Source organism: Kitasatospora sp. NPDC058243 (assembly GCF_042882025.1).
GTDB lineage: Bacteria > Actinomycetota > Actinomycetes > Streptomycetales > Streptomycetaceae > Kitasatospora.
Map to the genome: position 1 here is coordinate 46802 of NZ_JBHVWW010000052.1, position 17923 is coordinate 64724.

Here is a 17923-nt window from a genome sequence, read left to right on the forward strand (position 1 = left end):
GACCCGACCTGGGGGGTGCGGCGCCGCGGCCCAGGCGGCGGGCGGCGGGCGGCGGGCGGCGGGCGGCGGGCGGGCCTAGGCTGCCACGGCTTTGGCGCGGTCGGCGGCGATGTGGACGGCGAGGCCGCCGAGGACCGTCCCCATCGCATAGCGCTGGAACCGCAGCCAGGCGGGACGGCGGTTGAGGAAGGACGCGATGCCGCCCGCGCTCACCGCGATCAGCCCGTTGACGGTGACCGCCACCACGATCTGGGTCAGCCCCAGCACCAGGCTCTGCACCGCGACGTGACCGCGCTCGGGCGCCACGAACTGGGGCAGCAGCGAGATGTACATGATGGCGATCTTGGGGTTGAGCAGGCAGGTCAGGAAGCCCATGGCGAACAGCCGGCGCGGCGGGTCCGGCGGCAGCTGCTGCGGGGCGAACACCGCCGTACCGCCCGGCCGGACGGCCTTCCAGGCCAGCCACAGCAGGTAGCCGGCGCCGGCCAGCTTGATCGCGGTGTAGAGGGCGGGCACCACCGAGAACACGGCGGCCACGCCCGCCGTCACCGCGGCCAGGTAGACCAGGAAGCCGGCCGCGACCCCGATCAGCGACAGCAGCCCGGCGCGGCGGCCCTGGGCGATCGACCGGGAGACCAGGTAGATCATGTTGGGCCCCGGTGTCAGCACCATCCCGAGCGCCACGGCGGCGATCCCGAGCACGGCATGCCCACCCACGGCGGACAGGGCGGATGCGGCGGGCAGGTCGAACGAGGCGGATGCGACGGGAGCGGCGGGGGTCAGTGCTTCCATGCGAGGAGGCTAGGCCCGGCGTCGATCTCAATGCAATGATGACTTTGCACTCGGTGCAATGCCGATGCGATGCCGTGCAATGCCATCACCTTGCGTGGAGGGGTCCCGCCGATGGACGACTACCGCCTGATCGCCGACGAGATCGCCGACGCCATCACCGGCGGGCGGCTGCGACCCGGCCAGCAACTGCCCACCCAGCGCGCCTTCGCCCGCAGCCGGGGCATCGCCAACTCCACGGCGGGGCGCGTCTACCGGGAACTGACCCGGCGCGGACTGACCACCGGGGAGGTCGGGCGCGGCACCTTCGTCCGGGCCGGGCAGGGGGTCGGCGGCGGGGCAACCGGCGGGCAGGTGGCACTCGCCGAACCGGCCGCCGCGCCGGTGGACCTGGAACTCAACTATCCCGCCGTCCCCGAGCAGGCCGGACTGCTGGCCGCCGGACTGGCGCCGCTGCTCCGGGCGGACGCGCTGGGTGCCGCACTCGCGCCGGTGGGCGCGGCCGGGACGGGCGCGGCCCGGCAGGCGTTCGCGGCACTGCTGTCCGACGAACGCCGGACGGGCGGGGACCGGGCGGGCGGGGACCCGTCGGCTGGGGATCGGACGGCCGGGGATCGGACGGGCGGGTCCCGGGAGGTCACCCCGGAGATCGCCGGGGAGGAGCTGCTGTTCGCGGGCAACGGACGGCAGGCCATCGCCGCGGCGCTGTCCGCGCTGGTGCCGCCCGGCCACCGGCTGGGGGTGGAGGCGCTGACCTATCCGGTGGTCAAGGCCGTCGCCCAGCGACTGGGCATCACGCTCGTGCCACTGGCCGTCGACGAGCACGGACTTCTGCCCGACGCCGTGGCCGCCGCCCACCGGGCCGCGCCGCTGCGCGCCGTCTACGTCCAGCCGAGGCTGCAGAACCCGCTCGGCGGGAGCCTGCCGTACGAGCGGACGGCCGCCCTCGCCGAGGAGCTGCGCCGCCTCGACCTGCCGGCCGTCGAGGACGCGATCTGGTCCTTCCTCCGCCCGGAGCTGACCGCCCTCGCCAGCCTCGCGCCGGAACGCACCGTCCTCGTCGACAGCCTCTCCAAGCGGCTCGCGCCCGGGCTGACCACCGGATTCGCGGTCGTCCCCGCCGCGCTGCGCGAACGGATCGCGGGCGCACTGCGCTCGGGCGGCTGGACGCCCAGCGGGTTCGCCCTGGAGGCGGCCGTGCGCTGGATCGGGGACGGCACCGTGGCCGAGGTCGCGGCGGCCAAGCGCGCCGACGCCGTCGCGCGTCAGGTACTGGCGCGCGAGGCGCTGGCGGGGCAGCGCGTCCGGGCCGACCCCTGTTCGTACTACCTGTGGTGGGAGCTGCCGGCGGCCTGGCGGGCGGAGACCTTCGTCGCGGTGGCGGCGCGGGCGAGCATCGCCGTCACACCCGCGGCGGCGTTCGCCGCCGACCCCCGGCGTTCCCCGTCCGCCATCCGGGTCGCCCTGGCCTCGCCGCCGCTGCCCGTGCTGGCGCAAGCACTGGAGACGCTGGCGCGGATCGCGCGGGGGACGGCGGAGGAGTGGATGGAGTGACGGGCGGGCGGGCGGCCAGGCGGACGAACAACTGACAGATAACAGATAACAGCTGTTGAAATCTGTTATCTGTTATCTGTCAGTTGAAATCTGCCAGCTGTCAGTCGACGGCCGTCAGTCGCCGGCGCCGCTCCGACCGCCTCGCACCGCCGTGTCCGCAGCCCCGCCGGCACCGACTGCGCGCAACCGGGAGGCGGCGGTGGCGGCGAGCTGGGGCGCGATCCGGGCGACGTCGCGCGAACCGACAGCCGCGATCAGGCTCGGCAGCAGCCAGCGGACCGGCTGCATGCCGCGCAGCCAGGCCTGCGCGTAGACGTGGGCGGACCGCCGGGCAATGCCGGCGGCGATCCGCTCCACCGCGGGCTCCAGCGGGTAGGTCTTGTTGGCCGGCCACGGCAGCCTGGTCCGCATCTGCTTGAGCACGGTGTCCTCGTCGGCGCCGCGCACCATGTCGGTGTCGGTCCAACTCAGGTATCCCACACCGACCTTGACCCCCTGGTAGGCGACCTCGGCGCGGAGCGAGTGGGCGAAGGCCTCCACCCCGGACTTGCTGGCGCAGTACGCGCTCATCAGCGGCGCGGGAGTGAGCGCGGCGAGCGAGGCGATCTGCAGCAGGTAGCCCCGGCTCTCGACGAGGGCGGGCAGGAAGGCCCTGGCCGTGGCGACGCTGCCGAGCAGGTTGACCTCGATCACCCGGCTGAACGCCCGGTGATCGCTGTCCGCCACCGGCCCGCCGATGGCGATGCCGGCGTTGGCGACCACGGTGTCGATCCGGCCGTAGTGCTCCTTGATCCGGCGGGCGGCGTCGCCGAGCGCGTCGAGGTCGGTGACGTCCACCTCCCAACTGGTCGCGGCCGCGCCGCACTGCGCCGCGACGGCCTTGAGCTCGTCCGGCTCCAGCCCCAGGAGGGCGACCTTGGCCCCGCGCCGGGCGAGCGTGCGAGCGAGCGAAGCCCCGACCCCGCGGGCGGCCCCGGTGACGACGACGACCTGTGCGGACAACGACGGGATGGCGTTCATGCGGCGGCGGTCCTCTCGGAAACGGGCGCAGAGGCGGAGGAGGCAGAGGTGGAGGAGGCAGGAGCGGAGACGGAAGCGGGCGCGGCGGACAGGTACGCGGCGGCCAAGCGGTGGATCTCGGCCGCGACCTCCACCGGCCGCTCCAGCGGCGCCATGTGCCCGACCCCCGGAAGCAGCAACAGCCCCTGCGGGTCGGCGAGTTCGGCAACGATCCGGTGTGCGTGCACCGGCGGGGTCAGCCGGTCCGCGGTGCCGACCACGACGGCGGTCGGTGCGGCGAGCCGGGCGAGCCCGGCGTGGACGTCCAGACGGTCGAGGACGCCCGCCCAGTTGGCGCGGACGGCGGTCGGGCAGGCGTGCACGATCCGGGCCGTCGCCTCCACCTGCCCGGCGGACGAACCCGGGCCCATGGTCGCGAACTTGAGCGCGACACGGCTGACCGGCGAGACCGGTCCGAGCGGCAGCCGGGAGCGCAGCAGTTGGCGGTTCAGGAAGCGGCGCAGCCCCGGGGAGCGCACCGCCTCGGGCAGCACGGCGAGTTCGGCCACCAGCTCCCCCGGCCCGGTGGAGACCAGGACGGCGGCGGCGGTCCGGTCGGCGATCTCCGGGCGGCCGCCGGCGGCCATGACGGTCATCCCGCCCATGCTGTGCCCGGCGAGGACGGCCTTCTCCCCCGCCGGGACGGTCCGCGTGAGGACGGCGGAGAGGTCCTCGGCCAGCGCCCGGGTGGAGTAGCGGACCCGGCTCGGCGGGATCTCGCTGTGCCCGTGGCCGCGCTGGTCGTACGCCACCACTCGGTAACGGTCGGCGAGTTGGCGGATCACCGGAGCCCAGAAGGCGGTTGAGCAGGTCCAGCCGTGGGCGAGCACGACGGTGGGCGCCCCGGGCTGGCCGTGCACCTCGGCGTGCAGCCGGATCCCGTCCGCCGATCGGATGCTCAACTCCTCGACAGGCGTCGGCGGGAGGTACTCGGCGGGCAGCTCGGCGGCGCTCATGCGGACACCTCCTGCACGGCAGAGGCGGCGTTCTGGCCGGCGCGCATGATCAGTTCGTACTCGCCGAGGTCGACCTTGCGGGTGGCGCGGCGGAACGCGGTGGTGGAGCCGGGCCAGAGCACGGTGTTCTTGCCGTTCGGATCCAGGTACCAGCTGCGGCAGCCGCCGGTGGTCCAGACGGTGCGGTCCATCCGGTGCTGGAGTTCGAGGTTCCACTGCCGCTGGGCCCGGGCGGTGGGCTGCATCGCGGTGGCACCGATCGACCCGAGTGTGGTCAACGCGTCGATCAGGTAGTTCAGTTGGGACTCGATCATCAGGATCATCGAGCTGTTGCCGAGGCCGGTGTTGGGGCCGATCACGAAGAACAGGTTCGGGAAGCCGTGCACGGCCGAACCGCGCAGCGCCTCCATGCCGTCCTTCCACTCCTCCGCCAGGCTGGTGCCGTTGGCGCCGAACACCCGGGCTCCGATGGGCATGTCGGTGACGTGGAAGCCGGTGCCGAAGACGATGGCGTCGACCTCGTGCTCACTGCCGTCGGCGGCGAGCAGGGTAGAGCCGCGCAGCTCGCGCAGGCCGGAGGCGACGACCTCGGCGTTGGCCGCGGCGAGCGCCGGGTAGTAGGTGTTGCTGAGCAGGATGCGCTTGCAGCCGATCCGGTAGTCCGGGGTGAGCTTGGCACGCAGGGCCGGGTCGGGAACGCCCTGGACGAGGTGGCGTTCGGCGAGTTGCTGGACCACGCGCAGCATTCCCGGGCGGCGCACGAAGGCGTCCACCTGGAGCTCCCGGAGGGCGAACAGGGTGCCGCGGCGGATCTTCCCGGTGACCGGTACGCGGTCGTGCAGCCACTTCTCCAGCTGGCTGATCTCGCGGTCCCGGCGCGGCAGGACCCAGGCGGGCGTGCGCTGGAAGACCGTCAACTTGCCGACCTTCGGCTGGATCGACGGGATGATCTGGGCGGCGGAGGCTCCGGTGCCGACGATCGCGACCCGCTTGCCGGTCAGGTCGTAGTCGTGGTCCCAGCGGGAGGAGTGGAACACCTTGCCGGGGAAGGTGCCGAGCCCCGGCAGGTCGGGGATCTGCGGGTCGGCCAGCGGTCCGGCGGCGGAGACCACGGCGTCCGCGGTCCACTGGCCGGCCGAGGTGGTGATCCGCCAGCGGACCTGCTCGACCTCCCAACGCGCCTCCAGAACTTCGGTGTTGAACCGAAGATGCGGACGGAGGCCGAAGACGGTGGCGACCTTCTCCAGGTAGGCGCGGATGTCCGGCTGGCCGGAGAAGCTGCGCGGCCACGCGGGGTTGGGCGCGAAGGAGAAGGAGTAGAGGTGCGAGGGAACGTCGCAGGCGCAGCCGGGGTAGCTGTTGTCGCGCCAGGTGCCGCCGACCGAGTCCGCGCGCTCCAGGACGACGAAGTCGGTGATCCCGGCGCGGCGCAGCCGGACCGCGGCGCCGAGACCGCCGAAGCCGGAGCCGATCACCGCCACCCGAACGTGCGGGACGGCCTCGTCCGCCGCGGGGGCACCGGACGTGCCGGGGCGGGGGCGCTTGCTGCTGGATGCCATGCGGCCTCCTCCTGAGGGTGGGGCGATGATCTTCGCGCTGCCGTACTGTGCTCGACTGCTCTCGTACCGCCCTGGCGTTGCCCTGATGCGCCCGGGCGACGCCGCGGTATCGCTCTGGTGCTGCTCTGCATGATGCTCTGCGCACTGCCCTGCGTACTGCCTTGCCGTACTGCCGAGAGGGCTCCCCCGACGACTGGCATCGGAGCCTCGCCAATCGCGCCAGTAATCACTGGCATGATTGGCAGGGTAGCCCTTGCTGACACCGGATGGAAGAAGCGCGGCCACCCGGATTCCGGGAGCCTTCGGACGTGGCGGACCTATGCTGATCGCCGTGGACAAGGTCAGAGCTGCTGCGGGTGACGGAAAACGCGAGTACCGGGTGGAGGAACTGGCCGAGGCGGCCGGCATCACCAGCCGGACGCTGCGCTTCTACCGCGAGCGCAAACTGCTCCAGCCGCCGCGCAAAGAGGGCCGGATCGCCTGGTACGGCGAGGAGCACCTGGCCCGGCTGCGGATGATCGGCGAACTGCTGGACCGCGGCCACACCCTGGGCGGCATCGCCGAACTGATCGGCGCCGGCGAGAGCGGGCGGGACGTCGCCGAGCTGATCGGGCTGGAGGCCGCGATCGTCGCCCCCTGGTCGGACGAGACCCCGGTGCGCCTGGACTGGGACGAACTCAAGACCGTCTTCAACGACCAGCTCACCGAGGAGAACACCGCCGAGTCGATCGCCCAGGGCTACATCACGATCGACGACGACGGGATCACCCACATCAGCCGCCGCCTGATGGACGCCACCACCGCACTCGTCGCCGAGGGCGTACCGCTCTCCGTGGTGCTGGACGCCAGCCGACGCACCCAGGAGCACGTGGAAGCCATCGCCGAGATCTTCATCGACGTGGTCGGCGAGCACCTGCTCGGCGCCCTCGCCGCCGACGCCCCGCTGCCGCCCGGCGAGGCGGCCCGGCTCACCGAACGCATCCTGCGGGTGCGGCCGCTGGCCCGTACGGTCATCGACGCGCAGTTCGCCCTCGCGATGGACCGGCGGGTGCCCGCCGAGTACGACGAACTGCTGCGCCAGCGACGGGAGAACGACACCGAGGCGTAACCCCTCCAACGGGAGGGCAGGGATTCCCGCGCCCTGCCCGCCCGTTGGAGGAACCGCCGATGCCCAGACCCCTCAGTCGCCGCGCCGCGCTCGGCCTCGCCGCCGGGCTCGCCCCGGGCCTCGCACTCGCCGCCTGCGGCCCGAACTCGCCAGCGCCGTCCGCCGGTTCGACCGGCGGGTCCGGCGGGCCAGGCGGTTCCGGCGGATCCAGCGGGGCCGGCCCACGGACCGTCCGGCACGCTCGCGGCGAGAGCACCGTACCGGCCCGGGCCACCCGGGTGGTGGCGCTGGACACCGACGCGTTGGACTCGGTGGTCACCCTCGGGCTCACGCCGGTCGGCGCGACCACCGTCACCGAGGGTGCACCCTTCCCCGCCTACCTGCCCGCCGAACGGCTGGCCGCGACGAAGGCCGTCGGCGCCATCGGACAGCCCAACCTGGAGGCGATCGCGGCGCTGCGGCCGGACCTCATCCTGAGCAACCAGGTGCGCGACGACAAGCGGTACGACGAACTGGCGAAGATCGCGCCGACCGTACTGTCCAAGACCACCGGGCCCACCTGGAAGGAGAACGTCCGGCTGCACGCCGAGGCGATGGGCCGGCAGGCCGAAGCCGATGCGGCCGACGCGACGTACCGGACGAAGGCGCGGGACCTCGTCACCGCACTCGGCGGCCCGGCCAAGGCCGCCGCCACCCGGGTCGAGATGGCTCGTTTCCTCGCGGGCGCGCCGACCAGGCTGTACCTCAACGACACCTTCGTCGGCTCGCTGTTCAAGGACCTCGGGCTCGGCCGGCCCGCCAACCAGGACAAGCCCGGGTTCTCGGTCGAGATCAGCCCCGAGCAGGTGGACCAGGCGGCGGCCGACGTCATCTTCTACTCGGTCTACGGGGACGCGGCCAAGTCCGACCAGGGCAGGATCACCGATGGCGCACTGTGGAAGAACCTGGACGCCGTCCGCACCGGCCGGGTGTTCCGGGTCGACGACAACCTGTGGATGCTCGGGATCGGCTACACCGGGGCCGGCTTGATCCTGGACCAGATCCGGAAGGACCTCGCGCCCTGAGCGCGCTCGGCAGCGCACGGACCGACGGCGGCGCACGGACCGACGGCGGCGCACGGACCGACGGCGGCGGACACCCGACAGACGACGGCGAACAGATGACGGCCGACAGATAACAGAAAACAGATAACAGATGTTGAAATCTGTTATCTGTCATCTGTTCGCCGCGGCCTCTCACGCCTCGCCCGTTGTCCACTCCTCCAACCCCGCCCCGCCCCCGCCCCCGACGCCACTGGTCGATCGACCGATTACCCACCCCCCGGGCGCACCCCTACCGTCGAGGCTCACCCGCAGGTCGCTGTCGCCTGGTCGGGCCGGTGACGGGAGGCGGGCGCCCGCGCCGGCTCCGTGTGGGGGCGTACCGATGTCCGTGGTCGTGAAGTTCCGTACAGCAGCACAACTGACCGGCGGCCGGGTGCTGCTGTGGTCGCTGCTCGGTCGGCTGCCGAACGCGATGAGCCCGATCGGCACCCTGCTGCTGGTGAGCCGGAACACCGACAGCGTGTGGCGCGGCTCCCTGGTCGCCGGTGCGCTGGCGGTCGGCCAGGCGGTCGGCGGTCCGCTGGTGGGTCGGCTGGCGGACCGCCGCGGGCAGCGGACGGCCGGGCTGGTCGCCGCGCTGGTCAACGCGACGGCACTGGTGGCGCTGGTGGCCGCCTCGCAACGCGGGTCGGCCCTCGGCTGGCAGCTCGCGCCTGCCGCCGTGGTCGGCCTGTCCGTCCCGCTGGTCGGCCCGCTGTCGCGCAGCCGGTGGGTCCGATTAGCCGCTGGTGAAACGGAGTTGACCTCCGTCATGCTGTCGCTGGACGGGATCGTCGACGAGGTCGGTTTCACCGCCGGGCCCGCACTGGTCGGGGTCCTCGCCACCGTCGCCTCCCCCGCCGTCGGCCTGCTCGTGGCGGCCGTACTGTCCGGCGTCTGCGCGACCCTGTTCGCGCTGCACCCGACGGCCTCCCCCGGCATCCCGAAGTCCCCGGCCCGCTCCGCCGAGCGGCTGCTCACCGTGCCCTACGTCCTGCTGCTGGCCGGGATGGCGCTGCTGGGCACGTGTTTCGGCTCGGTGCAGGTCGGGGTGACCGCCACCACGGAGGCCCTGGGCCGGCCGGGCGCCGCCGGACTGCTGTACGGCTTCATCGGGTTCACCAGTTCCCTGGCCGGGATCGCCGCCGCGGGCCTGCCCGCCCGGTGGGAGTTGGCGTCCCGGTTGCGGGCGGGCACGGTGCTGCTGTTCGCCGCCGCCTGCGTCCTGCTCGTCTCCGCCGGGAGCCTGTGGAGCCTGACCGCCGCCGTGGGCCTCCTCGGGGTGGCGGTCGCACCGCAGATGATCACGATGTTCGGCCTGGTCGAGCGGACGGTGCCGGCCGTCCGGCTGGGCGAGGCGATGGCGGCGCTGGTCAGCGCGCTGATCCTGGCTCAGTCGGCCGGCACCTTCCTGGGCGGCTGGGCGACCACGCACTTCGCGGCCGCCGCGCCGTTCGCGATCACCGCGGCCGCGGCGGCGGCCGCCCTGCTGCTCGCCGCGTGCACCGCGACCGAACAGCGCTACCGCCGCCGTACTCCGACCGCTCCAACCGCTCCAACCGCTCCAACCGCTCCAACCGAAGGTCGGTCTGACGGTCGGCCTGGCGGTTCCGGCGCCCAACCTCGCATCGCCGCGCCCGTGCGCCGCGCCCCGCGCACATGACGGCGGGAGCGACGGTGGTCCGCACACCGTCGCCCCCGCCGTACGGCCCTGCCGGCCGGCACCCACGATTCGGCAGGGCCCACTCAGGCGGTTGTCAGTTGACGTTGACCGCCGTCCAGGTGGCCGCGACCGCGTTGTACTCGGCGCTGCCGTTGCCGTACAGGTCCGCCGCCGCGCTGAGGGTGCCCGCCCGGGCGCCCGCGTAGTCGGTGGTGGAGGTGAAGTAGACGGTCAGCGCGCGGTACCAGATCTGCGCGGCCTTGTCCCGGCCGATGCCCGCGAGCGAGGAGCCGTCGGCCGTCGGGCTGTTGTAGTCGAACCCGTTGATGCTCTTCGCGCCGCTGCCCTCCGACAGCAGGTAGAAGAAGTGGTTCGCCACGCCCGACGAGTAGTGCACGTCGAGGTTGCCCACGTCGGCGGACCAGGAGTCGGCGGACTGGCCGTCCTTGCTGGGCTGGTCCATGTAGCGCAGCGGGGTGCCGTTGCCGTTCAGGTTGATCAGCTCGCCGATCCAGTAGTTCGGCGGGTTGGAGGGCAGGTTGGCGTACCACTCGACCATCGTGCCCATGATGTCGGAGGTGGCCTCGTTGAGGCCGCCGGACTCACCCGCGTAGTTGAGGTTCGCCGTGGCGGCGGTGACACCGTGGCTCATCTCGTGGCCGGCCACGTCGATCTCGGTGAGCGGGGCGGCGTCGCCGTTGCCGTCGCCGTAGGACATGCAGAAGCAGCTGTCGTCCCAGAAGGCGTTGACGTAGTTGGAGCCGTAGTGGACGCGGCTCGCGGCGCCGACACCGTCGTTGCGGATGCCGTTGCGGCCGAAGGTGTTCTTGTAGAAGTCCCACGTGGTGGCCGCGCCGAACTGGGCGTCCACGGCGGCGGATTCGCGGTTACCGGCAGTGCCGTCGCCGAAGTTGTTGGAGGTGTTGGCGAACAGCGAGCCGTTGCCGGCGGTTCCGTTGCTCATGTCGGTGGTGGACTGGCCGCCGCGGCTGTCGTCCTTCAGCGAGTAGCTGGAGCCGCTCTGCGCGGTGGTGAGCGGCACCTGGCCGACGAAGACGCCCTTGCCGGTGCCGGCGGCGGTCTGGATCTTCTCGTGGGTGGACAGCACCTTGCCGGTGGCGGCGTCGGTGACGAGCACCTGGTTGCTCGGGGTGCCGTCGGCGCGCACGCCCTCGACGGTGGTCCGGTAGGCCAGGCGCGGGTTGCCGTCGGTCGCCCAGACGACCAGTTCGGCCTTGCCGGTCTGGTGCACGTCGGCCAGCGGGGACTCGTCGGCGTCGAGGGTGACCCCGACGGTGGCCTTGACCGCGCCGGTGGCCTGCGTGGCGGCCTGGTCGGCCGGGATCTGCGGGGTCAGGCTCGGCAGCGCGAGCTTGGCGGAGACCGCCTTGTCGACCGACTTGACCGAGCCGTTGGCCTTCTGGTGGACGACCAGGTCACCGCCGAGCACCGGCAGGCCGGCGTAGGTGCGCTCGAAGCGCAGGTGCCGGGTGCCGTCCTTGTCGACCACGGCGTCCTTGGCGACGAGCCGCTCCTTCTCGCCGAGGGCGAGGGCCTTGGCGAGCGGGCCGGACTGGCCGCCGGCCAGCGCGAGCACGGCCGCGTGCTGGTGGTCGGCCTGGGTCTGGAGGCCGGCGACGGGGCTGGCCTGGGCGGCGGTGCTCACCTGGATCACACCGGTCAGCAGGGCGGTGGCCGACAGTACGGCGACAGCTGCGAGCTTTCGCTTCACGTGCGAGTCCTTCCGGGAAACCGCGTGTGGACGCGGTCGCGCCGCGTTCCGGGGGCCGGGGTCGGCACCTGTGGGGCGGAATGGGCGCTGACGTGCTGAAACCCCGGGCGGTCGAGCGGCGAGCCACCAAGGGGTGGGGGTGGGGGCTACCGCCGGGGCTGTCCAAAAGCATGACAATCCAGCAGGTGAATTGACAGGTCTACTTCAGCGATTGGCCAGGTCCCGCCAGCTCGCCGGGGCTCTCAAGTGGTGGGCAAAACGGGGCAATTCACCGCGCCTTGCAGTGGGTTCCCACCCGAACCACGGCCGACCGCCTGCGCCGATGTCCGATCGACCGTCGAACGTCGATTCGGCGCGCGGAGCCGAGCGGGCCGGAATCGACTTTTACATCCCTGTAGAACTTCCCATACGGAATCTTGACATCCGCTTGGCGAGGTCCCGCCACCTGCCACCCTTGCCCGCCGCCGGGCCATCTGCTAGTGCCGCCGAACCTCGTGTTCGCCCGACTCCTCAGCGCAGTCGGTGAGTTGAGCGCGACACCCTGGGGCGCACCGGAGCCGACAAGGCCCCGTGTCCCACAACTTCCCCTCCTCCACCGACAACTGCGATGGCGCCCGGCTCCCGCGGCGCCCCGCTCGCCCGCCCCGACTCCCGGGCGACCTGCCCGTACGGACACCCGGGCCGGGTCGGCACACGCGCTCAACCGCCGCCGGCGCCGGGCCCGTCCGGTCGCAGAAGCGGCAGTGGCAGCGGCAGCGGCAGCGTCGGGGTCGGGGTCGAGGTCGGGAGGGCAAAGGGGTGCCGCTCCTCGCCCGGACCGGTCAGCGAGGCCTCCCCGGGAGCACGTCCGGCGCGTACTCCCGGACCGCCGCGAGCAGTTGGCGAATCGACGGGTTCACCATCGGTCGCCCGGCCACGGTGACGGTCGGCACGGTCTCGTTGCCGTCCGCGACCGAGCGGACGAAGGCGGCGGCGTCCGGGTCCTTCCAGATGTTCACCATGGTGAACCGCCGGCTGTAGCGCAGGCGCGTGAAGAGCAGCGCCAGGCGCAGGTTCATGCAGAACGTGCACAGCGGACGCCAGTAGAGGACCACGCCGTCGTCGGCTCCGTCGGTCGCTGTCACTGGAACCGCCATTCCTGGGCCGTGTTGCCGGGGGTGCAGGTCACCATGGTGACCGCGTTCCCCGGGCCGTTGTCGGTCATGCAGCTGTGGTTCTGGTAGTCGGCCAGCGTGTAGGAGCCCTGGGCGGACCCGCTGCGCACCGTCCAGTTGGTCAGGAAGCTGAAGCCTCCGCTCAGGGTGACCTTGCCGTCCATGGTCTGGACGAGCAGCGGCCCGCCGCTGTTGCAGGCGTTGAAACTGATCCAGGAGCCGGGGTTGGTCGCCCGCACCCAGCCGTACTGGGACGCGCCGCCGACCACGATCGGGTTGTCGCCGCTCAGTTCGTCGCGGGCCATCCCGATCGGGCGGCCGTCCTTCACGTTGACGATGGTGGTCCAGGAGGTGCCGCCGCACGACGGCGGCCGGGTGGGGGTCTGCGGGGCCGGCGGGTTGCCGCCGCCCGAGGGAGAACCGCCGCCGGACGGGGAGCCGCCCCCGGCGGGGGAGCCACCGGGCGCGTTCTGGGCCGGGGGCTGCGGGTTGGGATTGGGGTTGGCGGGCTGGTTTGCCGCGCCGCCCCCGCCCCCGCCGCCGGACTGGTTGGACTGACCGCCCGAAGCCCCGCCGGCGGAACCGCCCGAGACACCTCCCGCAGAACCGCCTGAGGCACCGCCCGAAGCCCCACCGCCACCAGCCGCGTTGCCGCCACCTGCCGCGCCCGCGCCGGTGCCCCGGCTCGCCGCGCCACCGTTGCCGCCCGGCGCGGGGGCCTGGACGGGCGCGCCCGGCTGGTTCTGGGTGCTCGGCTGCTGGTCGGCGGCCGGGGCCGCGACCGGAGTGTCGGAGGGTGTCGGCGTGGCGGGCGGCGTCGTGGCCGGGGCCGCCGGGGTGCCCGTGCCCGGGGTCACCGGGGCCGTCACGACGACGGTCGGCTGGGCGGCGGGCGGCTCGGCCGCGTCCGACCGGCCGGGGCCGCGGTCCACCAGCAGGACGGTCGCCGTGCCCATCGAGATGACCACGGGGACGATCACCGGCACCAGCAGTGCGCGACGTGACCGGCGCTTGCCCGGCTCGGTCACCGGCTGCGGCCCCACCTTCGCGACCTCGTCCGACACGGGGCCGTCACCCGACGCCGGGCGCTCGCCCGACGCGGGCTGGTCGGCGCCGTCCGCGACCGGCACCACGGCACCGGCCTTCGCCCCGCCGGCACCCCCGGGCGCTCCACCCCCGGCCTCTTCACCCGCAGCCGCTCCCCCGTCCGCCGCAGCTCTGAGGTCGACCGTCCCGGTGTCGGCCGGGGCTCCGGCCGCACCCGCCGCAGCGCCCGCGTCCTTCGCGCCGATCGCCGCCCGGGCCGCGGCCGCCATCTCGGCGGCGTCGGCGAACCGGTCCTCCGGCTTCTTCTCCAGCGCCTTCGCGACCAGCTCTCGAACCGCCGCCGGGAAGGCCCCCGGCAGCTCCGGCGCCGGCTGGCGGACGTGCTTGAGCGCGACCTCCAACACGCTCTCGCCGACGAACGGCGGCTTCCCGGTGAGCAGTTCGAAGCAGACCACGCCGATCGAGTAGAGGTCGGAGGCCGGCCCGGTGCCCGTCCCCTCGGCCTGCTCGGGGGCCATGTAGAGGGCGGTGCCGACGATCGCGTGCGAGGCGGTGATCTTGGTGCTGGCGATCGCCCGGGCGATGCCGAAGTCGGTGATGGTCACCCGGCCGTCCGTACGCACCATCAGGTTGGACGGCTTGAGGTCCCGGTGCACGATCTCCCGGCGGTGGGCGGCGTGCAGGCCGTCCAGCGCGGCGGCGACCAGACCGAGGACGCGCTCGGGAGGCATCGGGCCCTCCTCGGCGAGCACCCGGTCCAACGGCCGGCCGTCGACCAGTTCCATGACGATGTAGGCGCAGCGCTCCCCGGCGCCACCGCCTTCGCCGCCCTCGCTGCCCTCCCGGCCCTCGGCACCGCCGCCGCTCTCACCGTAGTCGTGGACGTCCACGACGGCCGGGTGGTCGATCGCGGCGACCAGTTGGGCCTCCCGGCGGAAGCGCTGGATGAAGGTGTCGTCCTCGAACAGCGCCGAGTGCAGGATCTTGACCGCCACCGGCCGCGCCAGCACCGTGTCGTCGGCCCGCCAGACCGTACCCATCCCCCCGCCGCCGATCCGCTCGACCAGCGTGTACCGCCCGCCGAGCACGGCGCCCGGACCCCTCATACTCCCGCCCCCATGTGTGTCATGACCCTCCCCAGCGGGCCGTTCGGCCCCCCAGTGTGCCAGAGGGGGTCGAACGGTCAGCAGGCACTGTCCGGCCAGGGGTTGAGGGCCCCGCCGTCAGCTGTCCCGGCCCTGCCGGGCGTGCTCGACCACCTCCAGGACGGCGGCGGCGACGGCCTGCGGGTGGTCGGCGTGGACGTGGTGGCCGGCGCCGCGCACGACGATGTGCGACCCCTTCGCGGCGCCGGCGACGACGTGTGACTGGAGGACGGTCCAGCGGGCGCGCATCGCCCCCGGCAGGCCGTCGGTCGCGCTCAGCACGGTCACCGGCACGTCGGGCAGCCGCGCGGCCGCGCGCCGCCGCCGGAGCTCGGAGACCGCGAGGACCGTCAGCCGGTTCTCGTCGAGGACGGTCAGCCGCTGGTGACGGTGTGCCTCGACGGCCGCCTCGGCCCTCGCGACAGCTCCCCCGGCACGGCGTGCGGCGGGCGTCAAGGCCGCCCGGAGTAGCCCCACCCGCAACAGGACGGCCTCGGCGGCGCGGACGGTCGGTGGCTGGAACTCCTCGTGCGCCGGGTCCACCAGGACGAGGCCTGCCACCAGTTCCGGGTGCCGCCAGGCGAGGAGTTGGGCCAGCTGGCCGCCCCAGCTGTGCCCGACCAGGACGGCCGGGCCGGCGCCGAGGTGCTCCACCAGGGCCGCCAGGTCCCCGGTCGGGGACTCCAGCGACGGGCCGGAGACGCGATCGGGGTCACTGGCACCGAGCCCGGCCCGGTCGTACGCCACGACCCGGCTGTGCGCGGCCAGTTCGGGCAACACGGGCGCCCAGGTCAGCGACGAGGTGCCGCAGCCCGCGAGCAGGACCACCGGCGGACCGCCGCGCCCCGCCTCCACCCAGCGCAATGCCCGCCCGCCACGGTCGAGTTCGCCCTGTCGGACCCCGCCGGGGACGCGCTCGGCCAGCGCCTGCCCGATGGCGTCCTGCACGTCCCGCATGGCCCGCGTGTCCCGCGTGTCCTGCGTGTCCTGCGTGCCCCACGGTTCCTGCGCGTTCTGCCTGTTCTCTGTCTTCTGCACGTTCGGCTCCCCCCTGGATCCGTCCGCCCGGTCCCGGCCTGTGGTGCCGGGTGACGCGGGTTCGTTACTCACCACTGCCACGAGTCCCGGGCACCTCCCCGACGCCCGGCGGCCCGGCCGACGGCCGGGCCCGGACTCGCTGTCAGGCACCAGACCCTGACCGCCCGGCTCCACGCCGACCCGAACACCTCGCGTCCGTTGCGCGACTGGAGGACGAAGAGGAGGTGCTGTGGCGCAAGGCCGTCACCGGCCCGCGCCTGCACGGACCAGGCCGGGGCGGACCAGGCCACGCCGCGCCCGCCGCCCCGGCCCTCCGGTGGCTCAGGCCGACAGGGTCCGCTTGAACAGGTCGAGCACCGCCTCCCAGTGGCGCGCGTCGGCGACGGCGTCGTAGCGGGTGGTGTCGGCCTGGGTGTAGCCGTGCGCGGCGCCCGGGTAGACCTCCTCCCGGTGGCGGACACCGGCGGCGGTGAAGGCCTCGGCGAGCCGTTCGATCTGCTCGGCGGGCATGGACGGATCCTCGTCGGCGTGGCCGAAGTACACCTCGGCGGTGATCCGGGAGGCGCCCAGGTGCGGGCTGTCCGGCGCATCGGTGGCGAGGTTGCCGCCGTGGAACCCGGCGATGGCGGCGATCCGGTCGGGGTGGCTGGCGGCCGTCCACAGGGCGAGCAACGCACCGCGGCAGTAGCCGGTGAGGCCGACCGGGCCGTCCGAGACGAGCGGGGAGTCGGCGAGCCAACGCAGATAGGCGTCCGCGTCGCGGGCGGTCACCTCGGGGGTGAGGCTGAGGAGCAGCGGGCCGATCTGTTGGAAGATCGTCGGGTCCTTCTCCAGGTCGATCAGCGGCGGCAGTTCGACGACCGGCGCGCGGCCGTTCCGGTAGTAGGCGTTGGGGACCAGCACGGCGTACCCGGCCTGGGCGAGCCGGTCGGCCATGTCCTTCAGCTGGGGTCGGAGCCCGAAGGCGTCCATGTAGAGGATGACTCCGGGGTGGGCCCGCCCGTCGTCGGGATGGGCGAGGTAGGCGTCGGCGGTGCCGTCCGCCGTCGGGATGTCCACGGTGGTTCCGCGCACGGTCATGGTGAGGGGTCTCCTTCGGTTCGCGCGGCAGGTTAGCGGGTGGACGCCGCCACCGACGCGGCGCCCGCGGGGAACGCGGGTGCGACCGCCCGGCGTTGGGCGTACATGGGTGTGATCGTAGATGTGGCGTGCGTGGCGGCGGCGGTGATCGGGCTGATGCTCCTGATCGCGTGGCAGATCCGGGGCGAGTCGTCGGGGCGTTGGCGGCGGGGCGGCGGGAGCACCGGGGTGGGCCTGGGCGGCGGGCTGGAGGAGTTGCAGGCGCTGTTCAGCCCGGGCAAGCGGGTGCAGGTCGAACAGCGGCGGGAACAGCTGACGCTGCGGGACGACGCCCAGGTCGGAGCGCCGCCGCACTTCGGCGTGGACCTGGACCGGGGCGTGGCGGTGCTGCACGGCAAGGGCGGGACGGGCGGTGAGACCGGACGGGGTCGGACAGGCGCTCAGGCCCCCCAGCCACGGGAGCAGAGCACCAGCCGGTAGCCGTCCGGGTCGGATATCGTCACGCCGAACTCCTCCCAGTAGGGGTTGTGGGCCCGGACCGGGGTGCCGCCGGCGGCCTCCAGCCGGGCGACCAGGGCGTCGTCCACCGGCGCGCCGAGGTAGACGACGAACAGGTCGTCGACCGTCGGGGTGGGCTCCAGCGGGTTCTCCGGGTCGTGGGTGAGTTCGAAGTGCCAGGCTCCGCCGGGCGGACCGACCATCAGCAGGTCGTGCTCGCCGGACACCCGCTCGGTGGTGCGCCACAGCACGTCCAGGCCGAGGCCGCCGACGTAGAAGCGCTCGGCCGCCGCGAGGTCGCGCGAGGGCCGGGCGATACGGACCCGCGTCGTCGAATCGATCATGGCCGCGACCCTAGCCGATACCACTGACACTGATAGTTCTAACCGGGTCCCTGGTGGTCGTGGCTCTGCCACTGACTGACGCCCTGCTGGGCTGTCCTCCGGTTGTTCTGTCCGG

General features: G+C 73.4%; 15 protein-coding genes. 5 read left to right on the top strand and 10 right to left on the bottom strand.

What is annotated here, in order from left to right; translation table 11 throughout:
* Positions 1-75 precede the first annotated feature (75 nt).
* Positions 76-672, bottom strand: coding sequence for a LysE family translocator (locus ACFVX9_RS27995; protein WP_363367350.1), 597 nt, complete (start codon positions 670-672; stop codon positions 76-78).
* A 231-nt stretch (positions 673-903) separates the two neighbouring features.
* Between ACFVX9_RS27995 and ACFVX9_RS28000 the strand changes: the two genes are divergently transcribed.
* Entirely contained in the window at positions 904-2343 is a 1440-nt protein-coding gene (locus ACFVX9_RS28000; RefSeq protein WP_387984159.1) for a PLP-dependent aminotransferase family protein, read from the top strand.
* Positions 2344-2457: 114 nt separating this feature from the next.
* On the opposite strand, the gene ACFVX9_RS28005 is transcribed toward ACFVX9_RS28000, so the two are convergent.
* From ACFVX9_RS28005 to ACFVX9_RS28015, 3 genes are read right to left on the bottom strand one after another with little or no spacing between them, the layout of a single operon-like run.
* A complete protein-coding gene (locus tag ACFVX9_RS28005; RefSeq protein WP_387984161.1) occupies positions 2458-3363 on the bottom strand; it encodes an SDR family oxidoreductase in 906 nt (301 codons plus the stop codon).
* Positions 3360-4358, bottom strand: coding sequence for an alpha/beta fold hydrolase (locus tag ACFVX9_RS28010; RefSeq protein WP_387984163.1), 999 nt, complete (start codon positions 4356-4358; stop codon positions 3360-3362). Before ACFVX9_RS28010 ends, ACFVX9_RS28005 begins: the two co-directional genes overlap by 4 nt.
* On the bottom strand, positions 4355-5917 hold the full coding sequence (locus ACFVX9_RS28015; protein WP_387984164.1) for a flavin-containing monooxygenase: 1563 nt from the start codon (positions 5915-5917) through the stop codon (positions 4355-4357). The genes ACFVX9_RS28010 and ACFVX9_RS28015 overlap by 4 nt, the downstream gene beginning before the upstream one ends.
* Positions 5918-6248: 331 nt before the next feature.
* On the opposite strand from ACFVX9_RS28015, the gene ACFVX9_RS28020 reads away from it, so the two are divergent.
* From ACFVX9_RS28020 to ACFVX9_RS28030, 3 genes are all read left to right on the top strand, one after another.
* Complete coding sequence (locus ACFVX9_RS28020; RefSeq protein ID WP_387984166.1) at positions 6249-7025, top strand: MerR family transcriptional regulator; 777 nt, start codon at positions 6249-6251, stop codon at positions 7023-7025.
* Positions 7026-7084: 59 nt separating this feature from the next.
* Positions 7085-8089: an ABC transporter substrate-binding protein gene (locus ACFVX9_RS28025; protein ID WP_380379851.1), complete on the top strand. Its 1005-nt coding sequence runs from the start codon at positions 7085-7087 to the stop codon at positions 8087-8089.
* Positions 8090-8450: 361 nt separating this feature from the next.
* Complete coding sequence (locus ACFVX9_RS28030) at positions 8451-9770, top strand: MFS transporter (RefSeq protein WP_380379854.1); 1320 nt, start codon at positions 8451-8453, stop codon at positions 9768-9770.
* Between the two features lie 94 nt (positions 9771-9864).
* Here ACFVX9_RS28030 and ACFVX9_RS28035 read toward each other — a convergent pair whose 3' ends face one another.
* The 5 genes from ACFVX9_RS28035 to ACFVX9_RS28055 all read right to left on the bottom strand — a co-directional run bounded on the left by ACFVX9_RS28035 (position 9865) and on the right by ACFVX9_RS28055 (position 16966).
* Positions 9865-11502, bottom strand: coding sequence for a M4 family metallopeptidase (locus tag ACFVX9_RS28035; protein ID WP_380379857.1), 1638 nt, complete (start codon positions 11500-11502; stop codon positions 9865-9867).
* A gap of 821 nt (positions 11503-12323) precedes the next feature.
* Positions 12324-12626, bottom strand: a complete 303-nt coding sequence (locus tag ACFVX9_RS28040) for a glutaredoxin domain-containing protein (RefSeq protein WP_279634944.1) — start codon at positions 12624-12626, stop codon at positions 12324-12326.
* The gene (locus ACFVX9_RS28045; protein WP_387984169.1) at positions 12623-14809 is read right to left on the bottom strand and encodes a serine/threonine-protein kinase; all 2187 of its coding nucleotides are present in this window, start codon (positions 14807-14809) and stop codon (positions 12623-12625) included. Before ACFVX9_RS28045 ends, ACFVX9_RS28040 begins: the two co-directional genes overlap by 4 nt.
* A 117-nt stretch (positions 14810-14926) precedes the next feature.
* Positions 14927-15886 (bottom strand): alpha/beta fold hydrolase, encoded by a 960-nt coding sequence (locus ACFVX9_RS28050; protein ID WP_380379864.1) that lies wholly within the window; start codon positions 15884-15886, stop codon positions 14927-14929.
* Between the two features lie 321 nt (positions 15887-16207).
* Positions 16208-16966, bottom strand: coding sequence for a dienelactone hydrolase family protein (locus ACFVX9_RS28055; protein ID WP_380337019.1), 759 nt, complete (start codon positions 16964-16966; stop codon positions 16208-16210).
* 39 nt (positions 16967-17005) lie between these two features.
* Here ACFVX9_RS28055 and ACFVX9_RS28060 point away from each other — a divergent pair, with 39 nt between their 5' ends.
* Positions 17006-17446 carry a DUF6191 domain-containing protein gene (locus tag ACFVX9_RS28060; RefSeq protein WP_380379867.1) on the top strand — a complete coding sequence of 147 codons (441 nt, stop codon included), beginning with the start codon at positions 17006-17008 and terminating at the stop codon, positions 17444-17446.
* On the opposite strand, the gene ACFVX9_RS28065 is transcribed toward ACFVX9_RS28060, so the two are convergent.
* Positions 17407-17808 carry a VOC family protein gene (locus ACFVX9_RS28065; protein ID WP_363579370.1) on the bottom strand — a complete coding sequence of 134 codons (402 nt, stop codon included), beginning with the start codon at positions 17806-17808 and terminating at the stop codon, positions 17407-17409. The genes ACFVX9_RS28060 and ACFVX9_RS28065 overlap by 40 nt on opposite strands.
* Between the last annotated feature and the right edge of the window lie 115 nt (positions 17809-17923).

Coding starts and splice junctions, on each gene's coding strand:
- ACFVX9_RS27995 (WP_363367350.1), bottom strand. CDS start 672: ATGGTGCTGACACCGGGGCCCAACATGATCTACCTGGTCTCCCGGTCG.
- ACFVX9_RS28000 (WP_387984159.1), top strand. CDS start 904: ATGGACGACTACCGCCTGATCGCCGACGAGATCGCCGACGCCATCACC.
- ACFVX9_RS28005 (WP_387984161.1), bottom strand. CDS start 3,363: ATGAACGCCATCCCGTCGTTGTCCGCACAGGTCGTCGTCGTCACCGGG.
- ACFVX9_RS28010 (WP_387984163.1), bottom strand. CDS start 4,358: ATGAGCGCCGCCGAGCTGCCCGCCGAGTACCTCCCGCCGACGCCTGTC.
- ACFVX9_RS28015 (WP_387984164.1), bottom strand. CDS start 5,917: ATGGCATCCAGCAGCAAGCGCCCCCGCCCCGGCACGTCCGGTGCCCCC.
- ACFVX9_RS28025 (WP_380379851.1), top strand. CDS start 7,085: ATGCCCAGACCCCTCAGTCGCCGCGCCGCGCTCGGCCTCGCCGCCGGG.
- ACFVX9_RS28030 (WP_380379854.1), top strand. CDS start 8,451: ATGTCCGTGGTCGTGAAGTTCCGTACAGCAGCACAACTGACCGGCGGC.
- ACFVX9_RS28045 (WP_387984169.1), bottom strand. CDS start 14,809: ATGAGGGGTCCGGGCGCCGTGCTCGGCGGGCGGTACACGCTGGTCGAG.
- ACFVX9_RS28055 (WP_380337019.1), bottom strand. CDS start 16,966: ATGACCGTGCGCGGAACCACCGTGGACATCCCGACGGCGGACGGCACC.
- ACFVX9_RS28065 (WP_363579370.1), bottom strand. CDS start 17,808: ATGATCGATTCGACGACGCGGGTCCGTATCGCCCGGCCCTCGCGCGAC.